The sequence below is a fragment of the Rhodococcus sp. B50 genome, from assembly GCF_013602415.1.
Classification (GTDB): domain Bacteria; phylum Actinomycetota; class Actinomycetes; order Mycobacteriales; family Mycobacteriaceae; genus Rhodococcus.
In genome coordinates, this window is sequence record NZ_WPAG02000002.1 from 1,705,965 (window position 1) to 1,725,876 (window position 19,912).

Consider the following 19,912-nt stretch of genomic DNA (forward strand, 5'->3'; position numbering starts at 1 on the left):
TCACTCGATCACGACGGCGAGCGCGAAACCATCCCAGCCCTTCGTCCCGACGGTCTGCAGCGCCGTCGCGTCGAGGCGCGGTTCACCGGCGAGCAGTTCGAGCACGTCCCGTGAGGCGCGGACACGTTCGTCGTCGCTGTCCGGGTCGGCGATGCCGCCCGCCCGCACCACGTTGTCGACGACGATGACGGTCCCCGGACGCGACAACCGCAGTGCCTCGCGCACGTAGTTGCTGTTGTTCTCCTTGTCGGCGTCGATGAACACCAGGTCGAACGGTCCTTCGAGTTCCGGCAGGGTGTCGAGCGCCGCGCCGACCCGGATGTCGACGCGGTCCCCGACGCCGGCGCGGTCGAGATTGGCGCGGGCCACCTCGGCGTGCCGGGGCTCGTATTCGAGGGTCGTGACGTGCCCCGACTCCCCTACCGCCCGCGCCAGCCAGATCGTGGAGTAACCCCCCAGCGTGCCGATCTCGAGTACGCGCCGGGCGCCCCGGATCCGGGCGAGCAGATGCAGGAACTTGCCCTGCACCGCCGCGACGTCGATCGGCGGTAGCTCGGCGGCGGCGTTCGCCGCGAGTGCCGCCGTCAGCGCAGGGTCGTCACCGACGAGAAGATCTGCGAGGTAGTCGTCGGTCGCGTTCCAGTTCTCGGTCATGCGGCTCATTGTGGCGCGGGGCGGGTCACTCCACCACTTCGTAGGCGGCACCCACCTCGCGGGCGAGCAGGCGGTCGGTCATCTCCTGCTTCAGCACGGTGAGCCGTGCGTTCTCGGCGTCGGTGCGGCCGGTCTTGGCTCCGAGCGCGATGAATTCGTCGGTGACGAGTCCGTCGTCGCGGATCTGCAGCGTCACGCTGCGCTCGCGCCAGGTGAACTGCCAGACGTAGCGGGCGAGGGTGGCGCCGCGTTCGGTCGCGGCCAGTTCCGGGTCGACGACGTAGCGCCCGTCGGTGACGGCACGCAGCACCATCTCCACGGCGTCACGCCCGCCGGGGCCGGGAAAGGCGGTGCGCACCCGGACTTCCCGGCGCTCGACGTCGCCGAGGATCGAGAAGGCGTGCCGCATCACGGTGAAGCCGTGGGCCACTCCCCCAGGAAACTCGGGACCGTGATATTTCATCAGGTCGGCGAAGGTGAATTCGATCGGGTGACCCGACTCGTAGACGGTGAGCACGCGCGTCCTATCCTCTCGTGGCCCAGTGGAGGGCCGAGTACAACAATCGGGTGGCTCCGGGCATGAAGCCCGAACCGTGGTGATAGACCGGATCCATCGTGGTCACCAGCAGGCGGCCGCGGTGGTTGGCCTCGTCGACGAACAGGATCGAGCCGTCCCGTTCTCCGTCGGGGGTGTGCAGATCCGCCAGACTCACTGCGCCGGGCGGGGGTTCGAGCACCCCGTGGTAGTGCCAGATCACCGAGCGGTCGGAGAAGAATCCCCAGGCCGGATGGTCCGGTGCCTGCAGTCGCACCCGGTGGTCCTCACCGGTGCGCCACCACCAGAAGATTGTCGGCCGCGGCTGCTCGGGCACTTCCAGCCAGTCCTGGACGTGGTTCTCGCCGAAGACGACGACCGTTGCGCCTCGTTCCAGGGCATCCTTCACCGCCGCCGCCCATCCGAACAGCAGATCCGGCCGCAGCCGATCGGCGACGACCACGACATCGGAGCCTGCGATGTCCTCCGGTACGCCGGTGCGGACGTGCACCGCGCGCATCCGGTAGGGCGCGAGGGCGGGATCGGCCAGTGTCGCCAGGTGACTGTGGCTGCCGCCGTGCAGGAAGGCGACCGCCGGCGCCGGGTTCGTTCGGGTCTCTCGGCTCATCGGCCCTCCAGCCAGTCGAGGATCTGCGTACGAAGATGGGCGGTGCCCCGGTGCTCCCCGGCGAATTGCAGCAGGTCGTTGCCGCCGTGCACGAGCACCCGTCCCCGGCCGAGCCGGTACTCGTAGTCGATCGGCGCGCGCGTACGTCCGAGGGTGTGCACCACCTGCGCACTGTCGGGCATATCGAGATAGCACCCGCGGCCGTAGAAACCGGCCACGCCGATGCGTTCGAGTTCCTCGAAGGGCACCGGCTCCCGGCGACCGCTGTTGTACAGCAGTGCCTTCGGATCGATCCCCGCCCAGACCGGATGTTCGTTCACCCGGCTCAGGACGAGATCCGAGGGATTGCGGAATTCGAGCTTGCGCCACCGTGTGAGGCCGGTGAGGAAGATCCGCTGGACGTGCCCGTTGATCAGAACTCTGCCACCGCGTGTGACGAACGCGTCGAGCACGTCACGGTTGTCGGACAGGTATTCCTGATCCACGTCACCGGTGAAGTAGATACCGGTGACCTCGGGCCCGCACGCGGACGGCAGGTCGTAGACGTCGATCTCACGGAAGCCGTCGACCAGCGCACCGTCGCGCGGCGCCATCACCGCTTTCAGGACGCTCATGCGATCCCCCTTCCGAAATCCGGAACCGTCAACCGGCGTAGCGCACTCGGTGTCGCGACGTCGGCGGTGACGATCGGCACGCCGTACATCTCACTGAGCAACTCGTCACCGAGCAGCTCGCGGGTGGCGCCGACCCGCTGGTCGTCGGCGGAGACCATGAGCATCGAACGCTCGGCGATGTGCAGGGCGTGATCGGGATGATGGGTCGTCATGACCACGGCCATCCCGTCGTCGGCCAGGCCGCGCAGGACCGTGAGGACGCGCGCCTGGTTCCGCAGGTCGAGAGCGGAGGCCGGTTCGTCGAGCACGATCGTGTCGCAGCCGGACACCAGCGCCCGGGCGATGAGGACGAGCTGCCGTTCGCCGCCGCTCAGACCGCCGTAATCGCGGGCGGCCAGATGCAGGATGCCGACGCGACCGAGTGCGTCCAGAGCGGCGTCGCGGTCCGCACTCGTGGGAGAGCTGTAGATGCGCACCTTGCGGGCGCGTCCCATGAGCACGATGTCGAGCACGGTGAACGAGAAGGCCACCGCATGACTCTGCGGCACGTATCCGATGGTGCCCGAGGACGTGACGGTCCCGGTGACCGGCGTGAGCAGGCCGGACAGACACTTGAGCATCGTCGTCTTGCCCCGTGCGTTCGGACCGAGCACGGCGAGAACCTCACCGGCGCTCGCGGTGACCGTGACGTCCTCGAAGATCCACGGCCCCTTGGCCGAGTACCGGAACGAGATGGATTTCGCGTCAAGCATCGCTACCCCACAGTCGGGTTCGGTTGCGGATCAGCAGGGCGACGAAGAAGGGCGCGCCGATGATCGCGGTGAGGATGCCGATCGGGATCTCGGCGGTGCTGAGCACACGCGACAGGGTGTCGATGGCGGTGAGATAGGCGGCGCCGAGGAGTGCGCTGACGGGCAGCACCATCCGGTTGTCGGTGCCGATCATCATGCGCACCAGATGCGGCACGACCAGGCCCACCCATCCGATGACACCCGAGACCGACACCGCCGCGGCAGTGATCATCGCGACGCAGCCGAGCAGCAGCAGTCGCAGGCGTTGCGGGCGCAGCCCGAGAGCGACGGCGTCCTCGTCCCCCATCGACAGGATGTTCAGGCGCCAGCGCAGCGCGAGCACCACGAGGGCGGGCAGAAGGATCGGCACTGCGGCGATCGCGAGTTTCCCGTAGCTGGCGGTGGCGAGAGATCCCATGAGCCAGAAGACGATCGACGGCAGTTCACTGTAGGGATCGGCGATATAGGTGATGAACGAGACCATCGCCTGGAACATCGCACCCACGACGGTCCCACCGAGGATGATCATGAGCAGTGGGGCCCCCGGGACGGCCCGCGCGATCGCGAGGACCAGAAGCAGGGCGATCACGCCGCCGACGAAAGCGCCTCCGACGAGGGCGATGCCGCCGAGCCCGACGAGGAGCACCAGCACGCCGCCGAAGGAGGCACCGGAGGACACTCCCAGGATCTGCGCGCTCGCGAGGGGGTTGCGGAAGACCCCCTGCATCACAGCGCCGGTGAGTGCCAGTCCGGCGCCGATCAGGATGGACAGCAGCACGCGGGGCAGGCGGACATCGAGGACGACCGTGCTCTCCTGCTGCGTCCAGGTCTCTCGGAGCGGAAGGATCTGACCTGCGAGCAGGCGGACGATCTCGTTCGGGGGGACGAAATAGCGTCCCACCGCGAGCGCGACGAGAGCGACCACCACGAGCAGCGCGGTGAAGCCCGCGATGATCAGCGGGTTACGGCCCCACTTCAACGGCCGGGGCGCCGGCATCGGCGCCGCGGGGGCCGAGTGGGCCGTCGAGTCAACGGGCGAACTGGTCATAGCTCGCGGCGTCCCGGTTCAGGTCGAAGCGCAGCACCTGGTCGATCTCGTCCTCGGAGATCTCGTAGGCGAACAGGTCGTCGAAGGCGGCGCGGATGTCGTCGCGGAACTCACCGGTCTGGTCCTGCGGATAGAGGATGCGGAACATCCACTCCCACATCAGGGGCGACTCGGCGCTCGGGACCTGCCAGCGGTAGCCGCCGAGCGGGGTCTTGTAGACGCGGCCGTTCTGCACCGCGCTCACACCGGCGAGGCGCGGGTCGGCGTAGATGTCGGCCGGTGTGCTCTGGTCGAAACCGCTGAGCATGATGACCTCGGGGTCCCAGGCGAGGATCTGCTCGGGGCTCACCTGACCGGAATCCGAGACGAACCCTTCGGTGACGAGTTCCGCCCCCACGAGATCGAACTGGAAGCCGTCGTATCCGGTGGCACTCGTCGTGCTGTAGGCGTCGCCGTTGCGCGAGAGGATCATCGCGCGCGGCCGCGGGGTGTTCTGTCCGGCGACCTTCTCGCGCATCTCCTCGATCTCGGCGCGCTGCCAGGCGACGAGTTCCTCACCGCGTTCGGGCTTGCCTGCGATCTGCGCGAACAGGGTGATCCACGTTTCCAGGTCCTCCTGCGTGCCGTACTCGAGTCCGACCACGGGGAAACCGGCGGACTCGATGGGCTCGACGACGTCGGGACCGCGATCGCCCCACTGCACGACGACATCGGGGTCGAGTTCGAGGAGCGTCTCGACGTTGGGCACGAAGTCGCTTCCGGCTACGGTGGTCGACTCGGCCGACGCCGGGAACATGGTGGCGAACATGCCGCCCTGGTTCGCGACGAGCGTGGACTGGTTGATGCCGACGATGCGGTCGTAGCTCCGGTCGACCGCCGCGAAGATCGAGGGCGCGGGCATGACCGTGAAGGCCACCTTCTCGGCCGGTCCGTCGAGGGTGATCGTCTCGCCTCGCTGGTCGACGATCGTGACGACGTCACCCGCAGTCGAGGCGTCGGCCTCCTGGGTATCGCGGCTCGAGCACCCGGCCGTGAAGGCGAGGGCACCGATGAGTCCTGCGGCGACCCACTGGGACCGCGACGCCACGCCCCTCTGTCGCTTCTCCCGCCGCACCGTCGATCTCATATCCACCATCCGTTTCTGTCGTGACAGACCACAAGAACGGACTGAGGTTAGCGTTACCTATCCGATGCCGGTATTGTCGCCTTCGCGCAGATGCAGCGGTGCCCCCGCACAGAGCGTGCGAGGGCACCGACAGACAGGGATTCAGCGATTGAGGATGCGCTGGACGACCTCACCGATCGGCAGTTCGTCGGCGTCGCCGGAGAAGCGGTCGCGGACCTCGACCTTGCCGTCCGCGAAGCCGCGGCCGACCACGACGACCAGCGGCATACCGAGCAGCTCGGAGTCCTTGAACTTGACGCCGGGCGACGCCTTCCGGTCGTCGAGCAGCACCTCGAGGCCGGCGTTCGAGAGTTCCTCGGCGAGGTTCTCGGCGCCCTCCCGAGCCTGCTCGTCCTTGTTGGCGATCACCAGGTGCACGTCGAACGGCGCGATCTCCGACGGCCAGCGCAGGCCCTTCTCGTCGTGCTGTTGTTCGGCGACCACGGCGACCAGACGCGACACGCCGACGCCGTAGGAGCCCATGGTGGGACGCACGGGCTTGCCGTTCTCACCGAGCACGTCCACCGCGAACGCATCGGTGTACTTGCGGCCGAGCTGGAAGACGTGCCCGATTTCGATTCCGCGGGCGGAGACGAGTGCGCCGGCTCCGTCGGGCGACGGATCGCCGTCGCGCACCTCGGCGGCCTCGATCGTTCCGTCCGGGGTGAAGTCGCGACCGGCGACCAGACCGAAGACGTGCTTGCCCTGCTCGTCGGCTCCGGTGATCCAGCTGGTGCCGTCGACCACACGCGGGTCGACGAGATAACGGACACCGTTGGCGAGCAGCGCCTTCGGGCCGATGTAGCCCTTGACGAGGAAGGGGTTCGACTCGAAGTCGGCGTCGGTGAGCAGTTCGACCTCCGCGGGTTCGAGCGAGGCCTCGAGACGCTTGTCGTCGACCTCGCGGTCGCCGGGGATGCCGATGCCGAGCAGTTCCCAGTCGCCGCCGGGCTGCCGGACCTTGACCATGACGTTCTTGAGCGTCTCGGCCGCGGTGACCTCCCGACCGAGGATCTCCGTCGCCGCGGCGACGAGCGAGGCGATCGTCGGGGTGTCGGGGGTGTCGTGCACGACCGCCTCGGGCTGTCCGTCGATCGGCAGCGGTTCGGGCGCCAGGGTCTTCACCGCTTCGACGTTCGCCGCGTAGCCGGATTCGAGGCACCGCACGTAGGTGTCCTCGCCCGCGGGCGAGTCGGCGAGGAATTCCTCGGAGGCGCTTCCGCCCATGGCGCCGGAGGTGGCCGAGACGATCACGTACTTCACGCCGAGGCGCGCGAAGATGCGCTCGTAGGCGTCGCGGTGCGCCTTGTACGACTGGGCCAGGCCCTCGTCGGTGAGATCGAAACTGTACGAGTCCTTCATGACGAACTCGCGACCGCGGAGGATACCGGCGCGGGGACGCTCCTCGTCGCGGTACTTCGTCTGGATCTGGTAGAGCGTGACCGGGAAGTCCTTGTAGGAGTTGTATTCACCCTTGACGGTGAGCGCGAAGAGCTCCTCGTGGGTGGGCCCGAGCAGGTAGTCGCCGCCCTTGCGGTCCTGCAGCCGGAACAGGCCGTCGCCGTATTCGGTCCACCGGTTGGTGGTCTCGTAGGGCTCGCGCGGCAGCAGCGCCGGCAGGGCGATCTCCTGCGCACCGATGGAGTTCATCTCCTCGCGCACGACCCGCTCGATCTGCCGCAGCACCCGCAGCCCCAGAGGCAGCCACGAGTACACGCCGGGCGCGATACGTCGCACGTAACCGGCTCGGACCAGCAACTTGTGGCTCGCGACCTCGGCGTCGGCCGGGTCGTCTCGGAGGGTGCGGAGGAACAGGTGCGACATGCGGGTGATCACGACCTCGCAGCCTACCGTGGCCGTCTTCTGCGACGTCGGTACGGTTACCGGTTGTGCTGGTGCTTCTCCCCCCTTCCGAAACCAAGTCCGACGGCGGCGACGGCGGGCCGCTCGACCTCGCCGACCTGTCGATGCCGCAGCTGACCGAGACACGGGAGATGCTCGTGCAGGCGCTCGTCGACCTCGCCGCCGATCCCGAGGAGTCGAGCCGCGCGCTCGGGCTGGGCACGAAGGGCGCCGACGAGATCGAACGCAACGCGAAGCTGTGGGTCTCGCCCACCCGCCCGGCGCTCGAGCGTTACACCGGGGTGCTGTACGACGCGCTCGACGCGGCAGCGTTCACGAAGGCCCAGCGGGACAAGGCCTATCGGCGTCTGGGGATCGGCTCGGCGCTGTTCGGCGCTCTGCGCGCCGCCGATCCGGTTCCCGCCTACCGTCTGTCGGGAGGTTCGAAGCTCCCCGGCCTCGGCACGCTGAAGGCCGTATGGCGGACCGAACTCACCGAGGCGCTGATGGCCGAGGCCGACGGCGATCTCGTGGTGGATCTCCGTTCCGGTGTCTACCGGCAACTCGGCCCCGTGCCGGGTGCGGTCACCGCCACGGTTCTCACCGAACAGCCGGACGGCACCCGCAAAGTCGTCAGCCACTTCAACAAGCACCACAAGGGCCTGCTGGCCCGCGCACTGGTGCTCACGCGGGCGGAACCGGGCGACGTCTCTTCGCTCGCGCGGGTCGCGTCGAAGGCCGGACTGCGCGTGGAGGTGGAGTCGCCGACCGAGTTGGTCGTGCTCACCTGACCTCGAGTCCCATCGCGGCGACGATCCGGCGGGCCGAGTGCAGGACGGCACCGAGCCGCGCCGTCAGGGCCATGTCGCCCGACTCGACGGCGAACCGCTCGAGATCGGTGAGATTCCGGCGGCACGCCCCGTCGGGATCGACCTCCCGACCCGCCCCCACGGCGTCGATCATCTCGGCGAGAGCATCGAGCACCGCAGCCAGCGCCGAACGCACGTCCTGGCGGTCGGCCTCCGCGAACTCGTCCCCGAGCACCGGATCCAGGGCGTGCGCGAGTTCCTCGACCGCGCTCGACACCGACGACAGGTCGTCGAGTGTCCGGTCCCAGCGACGCGCCCACTCGCCGGCCCGGGCCGCGGCGGGGCGAGGATTCAACCTGACGCTCTCGTGCGCCCACCGGGATTCGTCGAAGGCACGCTGGACGAAGCTGTCGATGCCTCGCGCACGCTGCACCCAGTCGCGGGACCCCGATGATCCCTCGCGGCATCCGGTGGCCATGTCCCGGAGCAGGTCGCGCAGTTCGCCGGTGAGCTCGGCGCCCTCCTTGCCCGCCGAGTACACGGGCGGGAAGACCAGCGCGGTCACCGCGACGCCGACCGCTGCCCCGATCATCGTCTCGACGAGGCGTTCGCTCAGCAGGACCGGACTGTCCGATGCGCCGGTCGCGATCACCAGTAACGCCGTGATCGCCACCCAGATGCCACTGGACCCGAACCGTCGCCAGCGTCCCGCGAAGTAGCCGACGGCCACCGCCATCCCGATCGCCGCGGTCGTCGACTCCACGAGCCGCGTCACGACGACCGCGACCAGCAGACCCGCGACGACCGCACCGACCTGCACCGCGGCCTGCTGGAGCGAGCGGACGAGCGTGGCCTCGACGAGGAAGACCGCGACGTAGGGCGCGAGGAACGCCTGCTGGAAATGGAACACCTCGGTGACGAGGAGCCACGCCACGACCGCAGCGAGCGTCGACCGGAACGCCTGGAGGGCGACGTACCGCTCGTGCCCGGCCTCACGTACGGCCCGGACGATCCATGATCCGACGAATCTGCCCCGTTCGAGAACACCGACCTGCATGGGCGTCGGGTACCCGGCGCTCGCGCGTGGCAGGCGTGAACAAACTCATCCGTCGCGACGGCGGTCGAGCGGTCAGGACGTCTGCGCGGCCTTCTCGGCTTCCTGCGCCTGGGCGACCTCTTCGGGTGTGAAGCGGATGAACAGCGCCGCGATACCGGCAATCACCGCGCAGACGGCGCAGCCGACCAGCGCGAACATGTAACCCTCACCCTGGGCGACGAGCTGGGCGTCGGTCATGTCGGCGACGGCCCCCGAGGCCCCGCCGAGCGACATCGTCCGCGAGGTGGCCATCGCCCCGATGACGCCGAGACCGACCGGACCTCCGAGGGTCTGCGCGACCTGCGCGATCGCCGAGAGCGGTCCGATCTCGTGCGGGCCCACCCCGGAGATCGCACACAGCGGCAGCGGGACGACGGCCAGACCGACACCGAAACCGACGACGAGCACCAGCACGAACAGGGTCGGGAAGTAGCGGACGCTGCCGTCCATCGTCGACCCGTAGAGCAGGCTCAGCGTCATGATCGCCGAACCGGTCACCACCAGCCAGCGGGGTTCGATCCGCGCGACCATCTTCGACGACACCGCGGCGGCGCCGCCGAGGCCGAAAGCGAACGGCACGAACGCCAGACCCGCGGCGAGCGGGCTGTAGCCGAGGATGTCCTGCACGAACAAGGCGACGAAGGCCGCGAGGCTGAACATCACCGCGCCCGCGAAGAAGATCGCCACGAAGGTCGCGACGCGGTCCTTGTTCCGGAACAGCACGAACGGCAGCAGCGGGTTCTCGGCCCGCCGCTCGACGAGCAGGAACAGTCCGAGCAGCACGAAGCCCGCGGCGACGGCGCCGATCACCGGGGGGCTCGACCAGCCGAGTTCCGGACCTTCGGTGAGACCGAAGACCAGACCGGTGCAGCCGAGCGTCGCGAGGATCGCGCCGGGCACGTCGAGCGCGAGACGTTCGGACGCGGTCTCACGCAGCGCGATCGCAGCGAGCACGACGATGAGCACACCGATGGGGACGTTGATGAGGAAGATCCAGCGCCACGACACCTGCGTGAGGGCACCGCCGAGGATGAGCCCCGCGATGGACCCGACGCCCGTCATGGCGGCGAAGACCGCGATGGCGCGGTTGCGTGCCGGGCCTGCGGCGAAGGTCGTCGCGACGAGCGCGAGGGCGGTCGGTGACGCGACCGCGGCCCCGACACCCTGCAGGGCCCGAGCGCCGATGAGCATCGCTTCGCCCGTCGCCAGCCCGCACAGAAGGGAGGCCAGGGTGAACAGGCCGACCCCGCCCATGAACATGCGTTTGCGTCCGTAACTGTCGCCCAGGCGGCCACCGAGAAGCATCAGTCCGCCGAACGCGAGGGCGTACGAGGTGAGGACCCAGTTTCGACCCGAATCCGACAGTTCCAGATCACTCTGCAGCGGAGCGAGCGCGAGATTCGCGACCGTTCCGTCGAGAACGACCATCAACTGGAGGCCGCTGAGGACCAACATGGCCAGAGCGACCGCGCGAGTGGCCGACGGATGCGAGGTGGCTGACACGTGACCCAACGTTACCCACCGTCCGAGTCGGAGCCGGTCTCCGGATCGAGTCCGAATCCGGCCACCGGCCCGATCACGATGATCGCGGGCGGGCGCACGGCCTCGTCCCGGACGCGTTGCGCGACGGTCGACAGGGCGGCGCGCACCACGCGCTGACTGCGCAGAGTTCCCTCCTGCACGACGACCACCGGGGTGTCTGCGGGACGTCCGCCGGCGATCAGGGCATCGGCGAACTGTTCGATGCGTTCGACGGCCATGAGCAGGACCAGGGTGCCGCGCAGCTTCGCGAGCGCGTCCCAGTCGGTGAGCGAGTCGGGATGACCGGGTGCGACGTGTCCGCTGACGACGACGAACTCGTGGGTGACGCCGCGGTGGGTGACGGGGATGCCGGCCGCGGACGGAACGGAGATCGCGCTGGTGATGCCCGGGACGACGGTGACCGGGATCCCGGCTGCGGTGCAGGCCTCGAGTTCCTCGTAGCCGCGACCGAAGACATAGGGGTCGCCGCCCTTGAGCCGGACGACGAACTTGCCGGCCTTCGCGCGGTCGATCAGGGTCTCGTTGATCATCTGCTGGGCCATGGCGCGTCCGTACGGGAGCTTCGCGGCGTCGATCACTTCGACGTGATGATGGAGTTCCGCGAGCAGTTCCTGCGGCGCGAGGTGGTCGGCGACCACGACGTCGGCGCGGGCGAGAAGCCTGCGGCCGCGGACAGTGATGAGATCGGGATCGCCGGGACCGCCACCCACGAGGGCCACTCCGACCGGCTTCGGGCCGGCGTCGGCGAACTCGGTGAGGGCCGCTCCGGCGAGGGCGTCGCGGATCGAGGTGCGCACGGCGGCGGACCGGCGGTGGTCGCCTCCGGCGAGGACGCCGACGGCGAGGCCTTCGTAGCGGGCCGTGGCCGGGGTGACGGCACTGCCGTGGCGGGCGTTGTCGGCGCGGACGCAGAAGATCCTGTTGCGTTCGGCCTCGGCGACGACGGCCGCGTTGGTCTCGGGCTCGTCGGTGCAGGCCATGGCGTACCACGCGCCGTCGAGATCGCCGTCGCGGTAGTCGCGCAGGTCGAGCGAGATACGGCCTTTCGTCGCCATGCTCTCGACCACGGGGGTCGCGGCCCGGGTGACGACGTGGACGCGGGCGCCGGACGCGACGAGCAGGCCGAGACGCCGCTGCGCGACGCTGCCTCCTCCGACGATCACGACACGGCGTCCCCGGAGATCGAGTCCGACCAGGTAGCTGGTCTCGTCCTCTGCAGCAGCGGGCACGGGCATCTCCCCATCTCTCGTGTCTCGGCGAATCCACCGGTCGGACCCGCCCTCAGCACACCTGTGGCCCGGGCATCGCCTCGGGCCACAGGTGCCGTGATCGGATCAGACCGCGGCAGCCTCGGCGGGTGCCTCTGCCACGGTGTCGGAGACGACGTCCAGCTCGAGCGACCTCGTGCTGTGATCCCAGACCTGGCGGAACAGGTCGGGGTTGTCGGACAGCTTGACCCCGAGCGACGGGACCATCTCGCGGAGCTTGGACTGCCAACCCGCCCACTGCTGAGGGAAGCAGCGCTCGAGCACGTCGAGCATGGCCGGAACCGCCGTCGAGGCACCCGGCGACGCACCGAGCAGACCGGCGATCGAACCGTCGCCCGCGTTGACCACGGCGGTACCGAACTCGAGGACACCGCCCGCGCCCTTGCGGCGGATGACCTGCACCCGCTGACCGGCGACGATGAGCTCCCAGTCCTCGAGACGCGCTTCGGGAACGAACTCGGCGAGGGTGCCGATGCGGTCGGCGGGCGACTGCATGAGCTCACCGACGAGGTACTTGACCAGACCGAGTTCGGTGACACCGACGCCGAGCATCGACATCAGGTTGCCGGGCTTGACCGACTTGGGCAGATCCATGATGCCGCCCTGCTTGAGGAACTTGGGCGACCACCCGGCGTAGGGGCCGAAGAGCAGGCCCTGCTTGCCACCGATCACGCGGGTGTCGAGGTGCGGAACCGACATCGGAGGGGCACCGACCGCGGCCTTGCCGTAGACCTTCGCGCTGTGCTGCGCGATCACCTCCGGATTGGTGCAGCGCAGGAAGGCACCGGAGACGGGGAAGCCGCCGAAGCCCTTGATCTCCTTGATGCCCGACTTCTGCAGCAGGTGCAGTGCACCGCCGCCTGCGCCGACGAAGACGAACTTCGCCTGGACCTTGCGCGACTCGCCGGTGCGGCGGTTTCGGACCTTCACGATCCAGCTGCCGTCGGACTGCTTCGCGATGTCGGTGACCTCGTGTCCGAAGAAGACGGAGCCGCCGGAGGCCGCGACGTGGTTGATGAGCTGCTTGGTGAGGGCGCCGAAGTCGACGTCGGTGCCGGTCTGCGTCCAGTTCAGCGCGACCGGATCGGAGAAGTCGCGGCCCTTGCCCATGAGCGGCAGGCGCTCGGTGAAGACCTCGGGGTTCTCGGTGTACTCCATGCCCTCGAAGAGGGGATGGCCGGCGAGAGCGTCGTAGCGGGCACGCAGGTACTTCACGTTCTCGGCGCCGTGCACGAAGCTGACGTGCGGAACCGGGTTGATGAAGTTCTTCGGGTCGGACAGGATGCCGTTGTCGACGGCGTACGCCCAGAACTGCCGCGAGACCTGGAACTGCTCGTTGACGTTCACGGCCTTCGCGATGTCGACCGAACCGTCCGGCTTACCGGGGGTGTAGTTGAGCTCACACAGCGCGGAGTGGCCCGTACCGGCGTTGTTCCAGGGGTCGCTGCTCTCGGCCGCCGCAGCGTCGAGACGCTCGAACGCGGTGATCGACCAGTCGGGCTGCACCTGACGCAACAACGCACCGAGGGTTGCGCTCATGATGCCCGCGCCCACGAGCACTACGTCGGTTTTCGCTACTACGTTCTCTGACACTGGGAAATCGACTTCCTTGTCTGGTTCGCACGCGCCGTCGAAGTACGGACGTACCGTCTCGCGTGAGTGTCCCGCAACGCGGCGCGCGAATGCGACCGACAGGTTACCCGCGCGTTGTCCGGCGTTTCATTTCACCTCATTGTGTACCCATGAGCGGTGGTCGGCGAACACACCTAGGGTGTGATAGTGACTACTTGGCGTCCCGACGTCCTCGGAGACGGTTACGAGCAGCTCGAACTGCCGCTGGGCACCGACCCCGACGGTGAGGGCGAGATCTCGGCGACCCTGGTGCGCTACCAGCCGGCGACCACCGATCTGCCCGACCGCGCGGTGCTCTACGTCCACGGCTTCACCGATTACTTCTTCCAGCAGCATCTCGCCGAGCACTTCGCGGCGCGCGGCTACCGGTTCTTCGCGCTGGACCTGCGCAAGTGCGGCCGCTCGCGGACGCCCGGGCACACCCCCCACTTCGTCACCGATCTCGCCTACTACGACGCCGAACTCGACGAGGCGCTGCGGGTGGTGCGCAGCGAAGTCGGCGGCGGTGTGCTGCTGGCGGCCCATTCGACGGGCGGGCTGGTGCTGCCGTTGTGGCTCGATCGGCTCCGTCGCCGACCCGGTGGGGTGGCCGCGGCGGGCATTGTGGGTCTCGTCCTGAACAGCCCGTGGTTCGACCTGCAGGGACCCTCCTATCTGCGCAATGTGGGTACGACGCTCATCGACGCCGTCGGCCGGATCCGGCCCCGAGCGCTGATCCCGCTGCCGAAGACCGAAAGCTACGGCCGCAGCCTGCAGAGCGACGGCTGGCGCTACGACCTCGACTGGAAGCCGCTCACCGGTTTCCCCATCCGGTTCGGGTGGTTGCGCGCGGTCCGACGGGGCCATGCCGTACTGCACCGCGGACTCGATGTCGGGGTGCCGTCGCTGATCCTGCGGTCCGGCGCCTCGCGTTCCGCTCCGCGGTACGACGCGAGCGTCGACACCGTCGACGCGGTGCTCGACGTCCGCCAGATCGCGCGATGGGCAGGATGCCTCGGGAACCGCACGACCATCGTGCCGATCGACGGTGCCCGCCACGACGTGTTCCTGTCCACACCCGGCCCGCTCGCCGTGGCCTTCCGGGAATTGGACCTGTGGCTGGAATGGTTGGACGGAGCGGGCGAGGCGGACGACTCCGCCGGCACCGCCACCGTTTCCGTACTGCATCGACCCATGGGAGAGCACGCGTGACCCACTACGACCTCGCGATCATCGGCACAGGATCGGGGAATTCGATCCTCGACGAGCGCTACGACGGGATGCGCGTCGCCCTTCTCGAAGAGGGCACCTTCGGTGGCACCTGTCTCAACGTCGGCTGCATCCCCACCAAGATGTACGTCTATGCCGCGGAGGTCGCCCACACGATCCGGAACGCGGCGAAGTACGGCGTCGACGCGTCCGTCGACGGAGTGCGGTGGAACGACATCGTCGACCGGGTCTTCGGCCGCATCGACCCGATCGCGGCCGGTGGCGAGCGCTACCGTCGCGAGGATTGCGCCAACGTCACGGTCTACGACGGTCACGCGCGTTTCGTCGGCGAACGCCGCATCGACACGGGAACCGGAGAGGTGATCACCGCGGATCAGGTGGTCGTCGCGGCCGGTTCGCGGCCGACGATCCCACAGGACGTTCTCGACTCCGGTGTGAGATATCACACGAGCGACGACGTCATGCGACTGCCGAAACTGCCCGAATCCCTCGTGATCCTCGGGACCGGCTTCATCGCGATGGAGTTCGCCCACGTGTTCTCGGCGCTCGGCACGCGGGTGTCTGTGATCGCGCGGACCGACCGCCTGTTGCGGCACCTGGACGCCGACGTCTCCGAACGATTCACCGCGCTCGCCGCCGCCAAATGGGACGTCCACCTCGCCAACCCCGCGCGGGAGTTCCGTCCGGTCGGCGACGGCGTGGAGGTCGAACTCGCCGACGGCACCGTCGTGAGCGGCGACGCCCTGCTCGTCGCGACGGGCCGGCAGCCGAACGGCGACCTGCTCGACGCTGCGGCGGCCGGCATCGAACTCGACGCGGAGGGCCGCATCGTGGTCGACGAGTTCCAGCGCACGTCCGCGGCGGGGGTCTTCGCCCTCGGCGACGTGTCGTCGCCCTACCAGCTCAAGCACGTCGCCAACCACGAGGCACGGGTCGTACAGCACAACCTGCTCCACGGCGCATGGGGTGGCGACACCGCGGGTCTGCACCGAACGGACCATCGCTTCGTCCCGTCGGCCGTGTTCACCGATCCGCAGATCGCGACCGTCGGCCTCACCGAGGCCGAGGCCCGGGACGCGGGATACGACATCTCCGTCAAGATCCAGGACTACGGGAACGTCGCCTACGGCTGGGCGATGGAGGACACCGAGGGCTTCTGCAAACTGATCGCCGATCGGTCCACGGGTCTGCTGCTCGGCGCCCACATCATCGGGTCGCAGGCGTCGACGGTGATCCAGCCGCTCATCCAGGCGATGTCGTTCGGTCTGCCCGCTCGGGAGATGGCAACCGGCCAGTACTGGATCCACCCCGCCCTGCCCGAACTCGTCGAGAACGCACTTCTCGGTCTCTGAGCACGTCTCGGTCTCCGAGCACCCTCATCGGCGCCGTGTGGCCTGCCGCCCTCCCGGGCTGCAGGCCACACTCGTTTCACCAGCTGCCGGTACGCAGCGCGATCGCGGACGCGAAGTCGGTGGGCGCGTCGACGGGCACGTTGTCCACCCCGTCGAGTTCGACCACCCGGAACTCCCCCGTCACGTAGCGCATCGACGCATCGGCCTCGGCGCGACGCGACGAGTTACCCACGACGATCGTGGTGGGGACCTCCGCGGGCGGGGCCGAGGCGTCGCGCACCGTGCCGTCGCGGTCCGGGACCGCGGGATGGCCGCGATCGGCGACCACGAGACTCGCGAAGCGTCCGAATCGTCCTGCGGCGACGGCCCATGCCAGCTCGGCTCCTGCCCCACTGCCCGCCAGGTGCACCCAGGGCAGGGCGAGACCGTCGAGTAGGGCGAAGACGTCACCGGGGGCGAGTCCGTCGATCTTCTCGACCACGATCGTCCGCAGGTCGGAGGTATGCAGCCGTTCGCATACGACGTCGTACACGTCCGCGTTCTCCCCGGTATCCGGGAAGAGCAGCACCGTGTAACGACTTTCGGGGCCACCGATCCGTACCTGCACGTCGCCACCGGGCGTGGTCACCGTCCTCGAGTCCATGCGCAAACGCTACATGGCCGCGGTACGTGTCCCGGCTCTTGCCGTATCGGCGATCAAGTCCTATGGTTCATTACATGAGTAATGAACCGATGCACCTACCTTCGGGTTCAGGGGCGTCGTGCTGAACGACGAGGGCAAGCCCCTCTTCCGACAGATCGCCGAGATCATCGAGAACTCGATCGTCGACGGCAGCCTCGCAGAAGAGGCGCAGGTTCCCTCCACGAACGAACTGGCGGCCTTCCACCGCATCAATCCGGCCACGGCGGCGAAAGGGCTCAATGCCCTGACAGCCGAGGGAATCCTCTACAAGAAGCGAGGAATCGGCATGTTCGTCACCACCGGCGCGCGCGACAAACTGATCGCCCGCCGACGGGATCGGTTCGCCCGGCAGTACGTCGTCCCGCTCGTCCTCGAGGCCGAGAAACTCGGAATCGACATCGACGAGCTCAAGTCCATGCTCGACACACGGGAGCACAGATGACCATCACTTCGCCCGTCGTCCGCGCACGTCACCTCGGCATGCAGTTCGGGGACGTCGCCGCCCTCACCGACGCCGACTTCACACTGCACCGGAACACGATCTACGGCCTGCTCGGCCGCAACGGCGCCGGCAAGACCACCCTGATGCAGCTGCTCGCAGGCCACACGCGTCCCACCACCGGGAACGTCGAGGTGTTCGGAGCCGATCCGTACGAGAACACCACAGTGCTCCAACAGCTGTGCTTCGTCGCCGACACCCAGCGTTATCCCGACGACATGCGCGTCGGGCACGTGCTCGCCTCGGCGGAACTGCTTCTGCCGCTGTGGGACCGGGCGTACGCAGAACGGCTGGCCGAGAAGTTCGCGCTGCCCTGCGGCCGCAAGGTCAAGAAACTCTCCCGCGGCATGAGTTCCGCGCTGGGCATCGTGGTGGGCCTCGCGTCGCGTGCACCGGTGACGATCTTCGACGAACCGTATCTGGGCCTCGACGCCGTCGCCCGGCAGATGTTCTACGACGAACTGCTGCTCGACTACGCCGAGCGGCCGCGCACCGTCGTGTTGTCGACCCACCTGATCGACGAGGCCGCCGACCTCCTGGAACACGTCCTCGTGCTCGACCGCGGACATCTCGTCGTCGACGAGGACACCGACACGCTGCGCACCCGGGCCGCGCAGGCGACCGGGCCGGCGGACGAGGTGGCACGAACGGTCGGCGACAGCACCGTCCTGCACACGGAGGGACTCGGCGGCGTCACCCGCACGACCTTCCTCCGCAACGACCCGGACGAACTTCCCCGCACCTCCGGACGGGTGGAGGTGCAACCGATCTCGCTCCAGGACCTCGTGGTCCATCTCCACCGGACACCCGAATCCGTCACCACGAACGAGGAGGCATCGCTGTGACCACCGCGATCCCGCTGCTGCCGGCCCCGGTCACCACCGGGCCCGCGCGCGTCCTGTCCGTCGCCCGCCTGCAACTCGTCTCGTGGCCGCTGTTCATCGCGTGGCCCGTCGGACTGCTGGTCACCTCCGCCCTCATCCCGTGGGTGATCTTCTCGCTCGTCGACACGGGTGCCGAGTACAACGTCACCGGAAGCGTGCTGTCGGTCTACGGCTTCATCATCGCGTTCTACCTCCTGGCGATGACCCAGATGTTCTCGTTCGCACTACGTCTCGGTTCCACCCGATCGCACTACATGCAGTCGATGGTGTGGATCGCCGTGGTGCAGTCCGCGGTGTTCTCGGTCGTCTTCCAGATCCTCTCGGTGCTCGAAGCCGCGACCGGTGGCTGGGGCGTGAACATGCGGATGTTCGGAATCCTGCGTTTCGTCACCGACAGTTCCGTGGTGCAGTTCCTGGGCTTCGTCACCACGATGCTCCTGATCATCGCGCTGGCGATGCTCGCCGGAGCCATCCAGCACCGTTGGCGCGCAACGGGTCTGCTGACAGCCACCGCGTCCGTCGTCGTGCTCGGTGGTCTCGCCGCGATCCTCGTGACGTGGACCGGATCGTGGTCGGCGCTGTGGTCGTGGTTCGCCGATGCGGCGCCGGCCACGACCCTGGTGGTACTCCCCGTGCTGGTCGCTGCGGTGTGCATGGGCGCGACCTGGCAGATCGCCCGGAAAGCCGCACCCTAGATCCACCGGCCTCCGGAAACGGTTCGGCGGCCGGACGGATCGGTGGTCACGGCAGGGTGAGGATCTCGGCGCCCGTGTCGGTGACGACGATGGTGTGCTCGAACTGCGCGGTCCACTTGCGGTCCTTGGTGACGACCGTCCAGCCGTCGTCCCAGATCTCGTAATCGGGGGTACCGAGATTGATCATCGGCTCGACGGTGAACACCATGCCGGGTTCGATGATCGTCTCGATGTCGGGGCGGTCGTAGTGCAGGATCACCAGCCCGTTGTGGAAGGTCTCGCCGATGCCGTGGCCGGTGAAGTCGCGGACGACGCCGTAGCCGAAGCGGTTGGCGTAGGCCTCGATGACCCGGCCGACGACGTTGAGGGCGCGGCCGGGCTTGACCGCCTTGATACCCCGCATCGTCGCCTCGCGGGTGCGTTCGACCAGGAGGCGGACCTCCTCGGAGACGTCACCGGCGAGGAAGGTCGCGTTGGTGTCGCCGTGGACGCCGTCGATATAGGCGGTGACGTCGATGTTGACGATGTCGCCGTCCTCGACGACGGTCGAGTCGGGGATGCCGTGGCAGATGACCTCGTTGAGCGAGGTGCAGCACGACTTGGTGAAACCGCGGTAGCCCAGCGTCGACGGGTAGGCGCCGTGATCACACATGTACTCGTGTGCGATGCGGTCGATCTCGTCGGTGGTCACGCCCGGTGCGACGGCCTTACCGGCCTCGACGAGGGCCTGCGCGGCAATCTTCGAGGCGAGACGCATCTTCTCGATCGTCTCGGGCGTCTGCACCCACGGCTCGTTGCCTTCCTTCGCCGTGGGCTTCCACACGTACTCCGGGCGTTCGATCGACGCGGGCACCTCCCGGATGGGAGTCGGAGTGCCGGGGACGAGCGGAGCGCGGGTAGCCATGACGTCCAGATTAGCTGCCGCGCCCCGCTCCCCGTCATCCACCGATCGGGCCGTCATCCACCG

20 protein-coding genes are annotated in these 19,912 nt (G+C 68.4%); 6 read left to right on the forward strand and 14 right to left on the reverse strand.

What is annotated here, in order from left to right; all coding sequences use genetic code 11:
* The 8 genes from GON09_RS08215 to GON09_RS08250 all read right to left on the reverse strand — a co-directional run bounded on the left by GON09_RS08215 (position 1) and on the right by GON09_RS08250 (position 7,271).
* Positions 1-654, reverse strand: a complete 654-nt coding sequence (locus GON09_RS08215) for an O-methyltransferase (protein ID WP_213931370.1) — start codon at positions 652-654, stop codon at positions 1-3.
* A gap of 25 nt (positions 655-679) precedes the next feature.
* Positions 680-1,171: a hypothetical protein gene (locus GON09_RS08220; protein ID WP_213931371.1), complete on the reverse strand. Its 492-nt coding sequence runs from the start codon at positions 1,169-1,171 to the stop codon at positions 680-682.
* Between the two features lie 7 nt (positions 1,172-1,178).
* Positions 1,179-1,817, reverse strand: a complete 639-nt coding sequence (locus GON09_RS08225; protein ID WP_213931372.1) for a hypothetical protein — start codon at positions 1,815-1,817, stop codon at positions 1,179-1,181.
* Complete coding sequence (locus GON09_RS08230; RefSeq protein ID WP_213931373.1) at positions 1,814-2,431, reverse strand: hypothetical protein; 618 nt, start codon at positions 2,429-2,431, stop codon at positions 1,814-1,816. The genes GON09_RS08225 and GON09_RS08230 overlap by 4 nt, the downstream gene beginning before the upstream one ends.
* A complete protein-coding gene (locus GON09_RS08235) occupies positions 2,428-3,183 on the reverse strand; it encodes an ABC transporter ATP-binding protein (protein WP_213931374.1) in 756 nt (251 codons plus the stop codon). Before GON09_RS08235 ends, GON09_RS08230 begins: the two co-directional genes overlap by 4 nt.
* Entirely contained in the window at positions 3,176-4,270 is a 1,095-nt protein-coding gene (locus GON09_RS08240; RefSeq protein WP_244865442.1) for a FecCD family ABC transporter permease, read from the reverse strand. The genes GON09_RS08235 and GON09_RS08240 overlap by 8 nt, the downstream gene beginning before the upstream one ends.
* Positions 4,251-5,357 carry an ABC transporter substrate-binding protein gene (locus GON09_RS08245; protein WP_213931375.1) on the reverse strand — a complete coding sequence of 369 codons (1,107 nt, stop codon included), beginning with the start codon at positions 5,355-5,357 and terminating at the stop codon, positions 4,251-4,253. Before GON09_RS08245 ends, GON09_RS08240 begins: the two co-directional genes overlap by 20 nt.
* A gap of 180 nt (positions 5,358-5,537) precedes the next feature.
* Positions 5,538-7,271: a proline--tRNA ligase gene (locus GON09_RS08250; RefSeq protein WP_213931376.1), complete on the reverse strand. Its 1,734-nt coding sequence runs from the start codon at positions 7,269-7,271 to the stop codon at positions 5,538-5,540.
* Positions 7,272-7,324: 53 nt separating this feature from the next.
* Here GON09_RS08250 and yaaA point away from each other — a divergent pair, with 53 nt between their 5' ends.
* The gene (yaaA, locus tag GON09_RS08255) at positions 7,325-8,068 is read left to right on the forward strand and encodes a peroxide stress protein YaaA (protein ID WP_213931377.1); all 744 of its coding nucleotides are present in this window, start codon (positions 7,325-7,327) and stop codon (positions 8,066-8,068) included.
* Here yaaA and GON09_RS08260 read toward each other — a convergent pair.
* The 4 genes from GON09_RS08260 to mqo form a co-directional block, all read right to left on the reverse strand.
* The gene (locus tag GON09_RS08260; RefSeq protein ID WP_213931378.1) at positions 8,061-9,143 is read right to left on the reverse strand and encodes an FUSC family protein; all 1,083 of its coding nucleotides are present in this window, start codon (positions 9,141-9,143) and stop codon (positions 8,061-8,063) included. The two genes, yaaA and GON09_RS08260, sit on opposite strands and share 8 nt — an antisense overlap.
* Positions 9,144-9,215: 72 nt before the next feature.
* On the reverse strand, positions 9,216-10,637 hold the full coding sequence (locus GON09_RS08265) for an MFS transporter (protein WP_244866004.1): 1,422 nt from the start codon (positions 10,635-10,637) through the stop codon (positions 9,216-9,218).
* A 59-nt stretch (positions 10,638-10,696) separates the two neighbouring features.
* Positions 10,697-11,959: a uroporphyrinogen-III C-methyltransferase gene (gene cobA, locus GON09_RS08270; protein ID WP_213931380.1), complete on the reverse strand. Its 1,263-nt coding sequence runs from the start codon at positions 11,957-11,959 to the stop codon at positions 10,697-10,699.
* A 99-nt stretch (positions 11,960-12,058) separates the two neighbouring features.
* On the reverse strand, positions 12,059-13,585 hold the full coding sequence (gene mqo, locus GON09_RS08275) for a malate dehydrogenase (quinone) (RefSeq protein WP_213931381.1): 1,527 nt from the start codon (positions 13,583-13,585) through the stop codon (positions 12,059-12,061).
* Positions 13,586-13,771: 186 nt separating this feature from the next.
* Here mqo and GON09_RS08280 point away from each other — a divergent pair, with 186 nt between their 5' ends.
* Together GON09_RS08280 and mtr are read left to right on the forward strand one after the other, a co-directional pair.
* Entirely contained in the window at positions 13,772-14,815 is a 1,044-nt protein-coding gene (locus GON09_RS08280) for an alpha/beta hydrolase (protein ID WP_213931382.1), read from the forward strand.
* Positions 14,812-16,185, forward strand: coding sequence for a mycothione reductase (gene mtr, locus GON09_RS08285; RefSeq protein WP_213931383.1), 1,374 nt, complete (start codon positions 14,812-14,814; stop codon positions 16,183-16,185). The genes GON09_RS08280 and mtr overlap by 4 nt, the downstream gene beginning before the upstream one ends.
* A 76-nt stretch (positions 16,186-16,261) precedes the next feature.
* Here the strand turns inward: mtr and GON09_RS08290 are convergent, their stop codons facing one another.
* Entirely contained in the window at positions 16,262-16,828 is a 567-nt protein-coding gene (locus GON09_RS08290) for an alpha/beta fold hydrolase (protein ID WP_213931384.1), read from the reverse strand.
* Between the two features lie 121 nt (positions 16,829-16,949).
* Here GON09_RS08290 and GON09_RS08295 point away from each other — a divergent pair, with 121 nt between their 5' ends.
* From GON09_RS08295 to GON09_RS08305, 3 genes are read left to right on the forward strand one after another with little or no spacing between them, the layout of a single operon-like run.
* A complete protein-coding gene (locus GON09_RS08295; RefSeq protein WP_213934353.1) occupies positions 16,950-17,309 on the forward strand; it encodes a GntR family transcriptional regulator in 360 nt (119 codons plus the stop codon).
* Positions 17,306-18,211, forward strand: coding sequence for an ABC transporter ATP-binding protein (locus GON09_RS08300; protein ID WP_213931385.1), 906 nt, complete (start codon positions 17,306-17,308; stop codon positions 18,209-18,211). Before GON09_RS08295 ends, GON09_RS08300 begins: the two co-directional genes overlap by 4 nt.
* Complete coding sequence (locus GON09_RS08305; protein ID WP_213931386.1) at positions 18,208-18,945, forward strand: hypothetical protein; 738 nt, start codon at positions 18,208-18,210, stop codon at positions 18,943-18,945. Before GON09_RS08300 ends, GON09_RS08305 begins: the two co-directional genes overlap by 4 nt.
* A gap of 46 nt (positions 18,946-18,991) precedes the next feature.
* Here GON09_RS08305 and map read toward each other — a convergent pair whose 3' ends face one another.
* Complete coding sequence (map, locus tag GON09_RS08310; RefSeq protein ID WP_213931387.1) at positions 18,992-19,849, reverse strand: type I methionyl aminopeptidase; 858 nt, start codon at positions 19,847-19,849, stop codon at positions 18,992-18,994.
* Positions 19,850-19,912 lie beyond the last annotated feature (63 nt).

Coding starts and splice junctions, on each gene's coding strand:
- GON09_RS08225 (WP_213931372.1), bottom strand. CDS start 1,817: ATGAGCCGAGAGACCCGAACGAACCCGGCGCCGGCGGTCGCCTTCCTG.
- GON09_RS08240 (WP_244865442.1), bottom strand. CDS start 4,270: ATGACCAGTTCGCCCGTTGACTCGACGGCCCACTCGGCCCCCGCGGCG.
- GON09_RS08260 (WP_213931378.1), bottom strand. CDS start 9,143: ATGCAGGTCGGTGTTCTCGAACGGGGCAGATTCGTCGGATCATGGATC.
- GON09_RS08230 (WP_213931373.1), bottom strand. CDS start 2,431: ATGAGCGTCCTGAAAGCGGTGATGGCGCCGCGCGACGGTGCGCTGGTC.
- GON09_RS08265 (WP_244866004.1), bottom strand. CDS start 10,637: ATGTTGGTCCTCAGCGGCCTCCAGTTGATGGTCGTTCTCGACGGAACG.
- GON09_RS08235 (WP_213931374.1), bottom strand. CDS start 3,183: ATGCTTGACGCGAAATCCATCTCGTTCCGGTACTCGGCCAAGGGGCCG.
- GON09_RS08300 (WP_213931385.1), top strand. CDS start 17,306: ATGACCATCACTTCGCCCGTCGTCCGCGCACGTCACCTCGGCATGCAG.
- map (WP_213931387.1), bottom strand. CDS start 19,849: ATGGCTACCCGCGCTCCGCTCGTCCCCGGCACTCCGACTCCCATCCGG.
- GON09_RS08290 (WP_213931384.1), bottom strand. CDS start 16,828: ATGGACTCGAGGACGGTGACCACGCCCGGTGGCGACGTGCAGGTACGG.
- GON09_RS08215 (WP_213931370.1), bottom strand. CDS start 654: ATGACCGAGAACTGGAACGCGACCGACGACTACCTCGCAGATCTTCTC.
- cobA (WP_213931380.1), bottom strand. CDS start 11,959: ATGCCCGTGCCCGCTGCTGCAGAGGACGAGACCAGCTACCTGGTCGGA.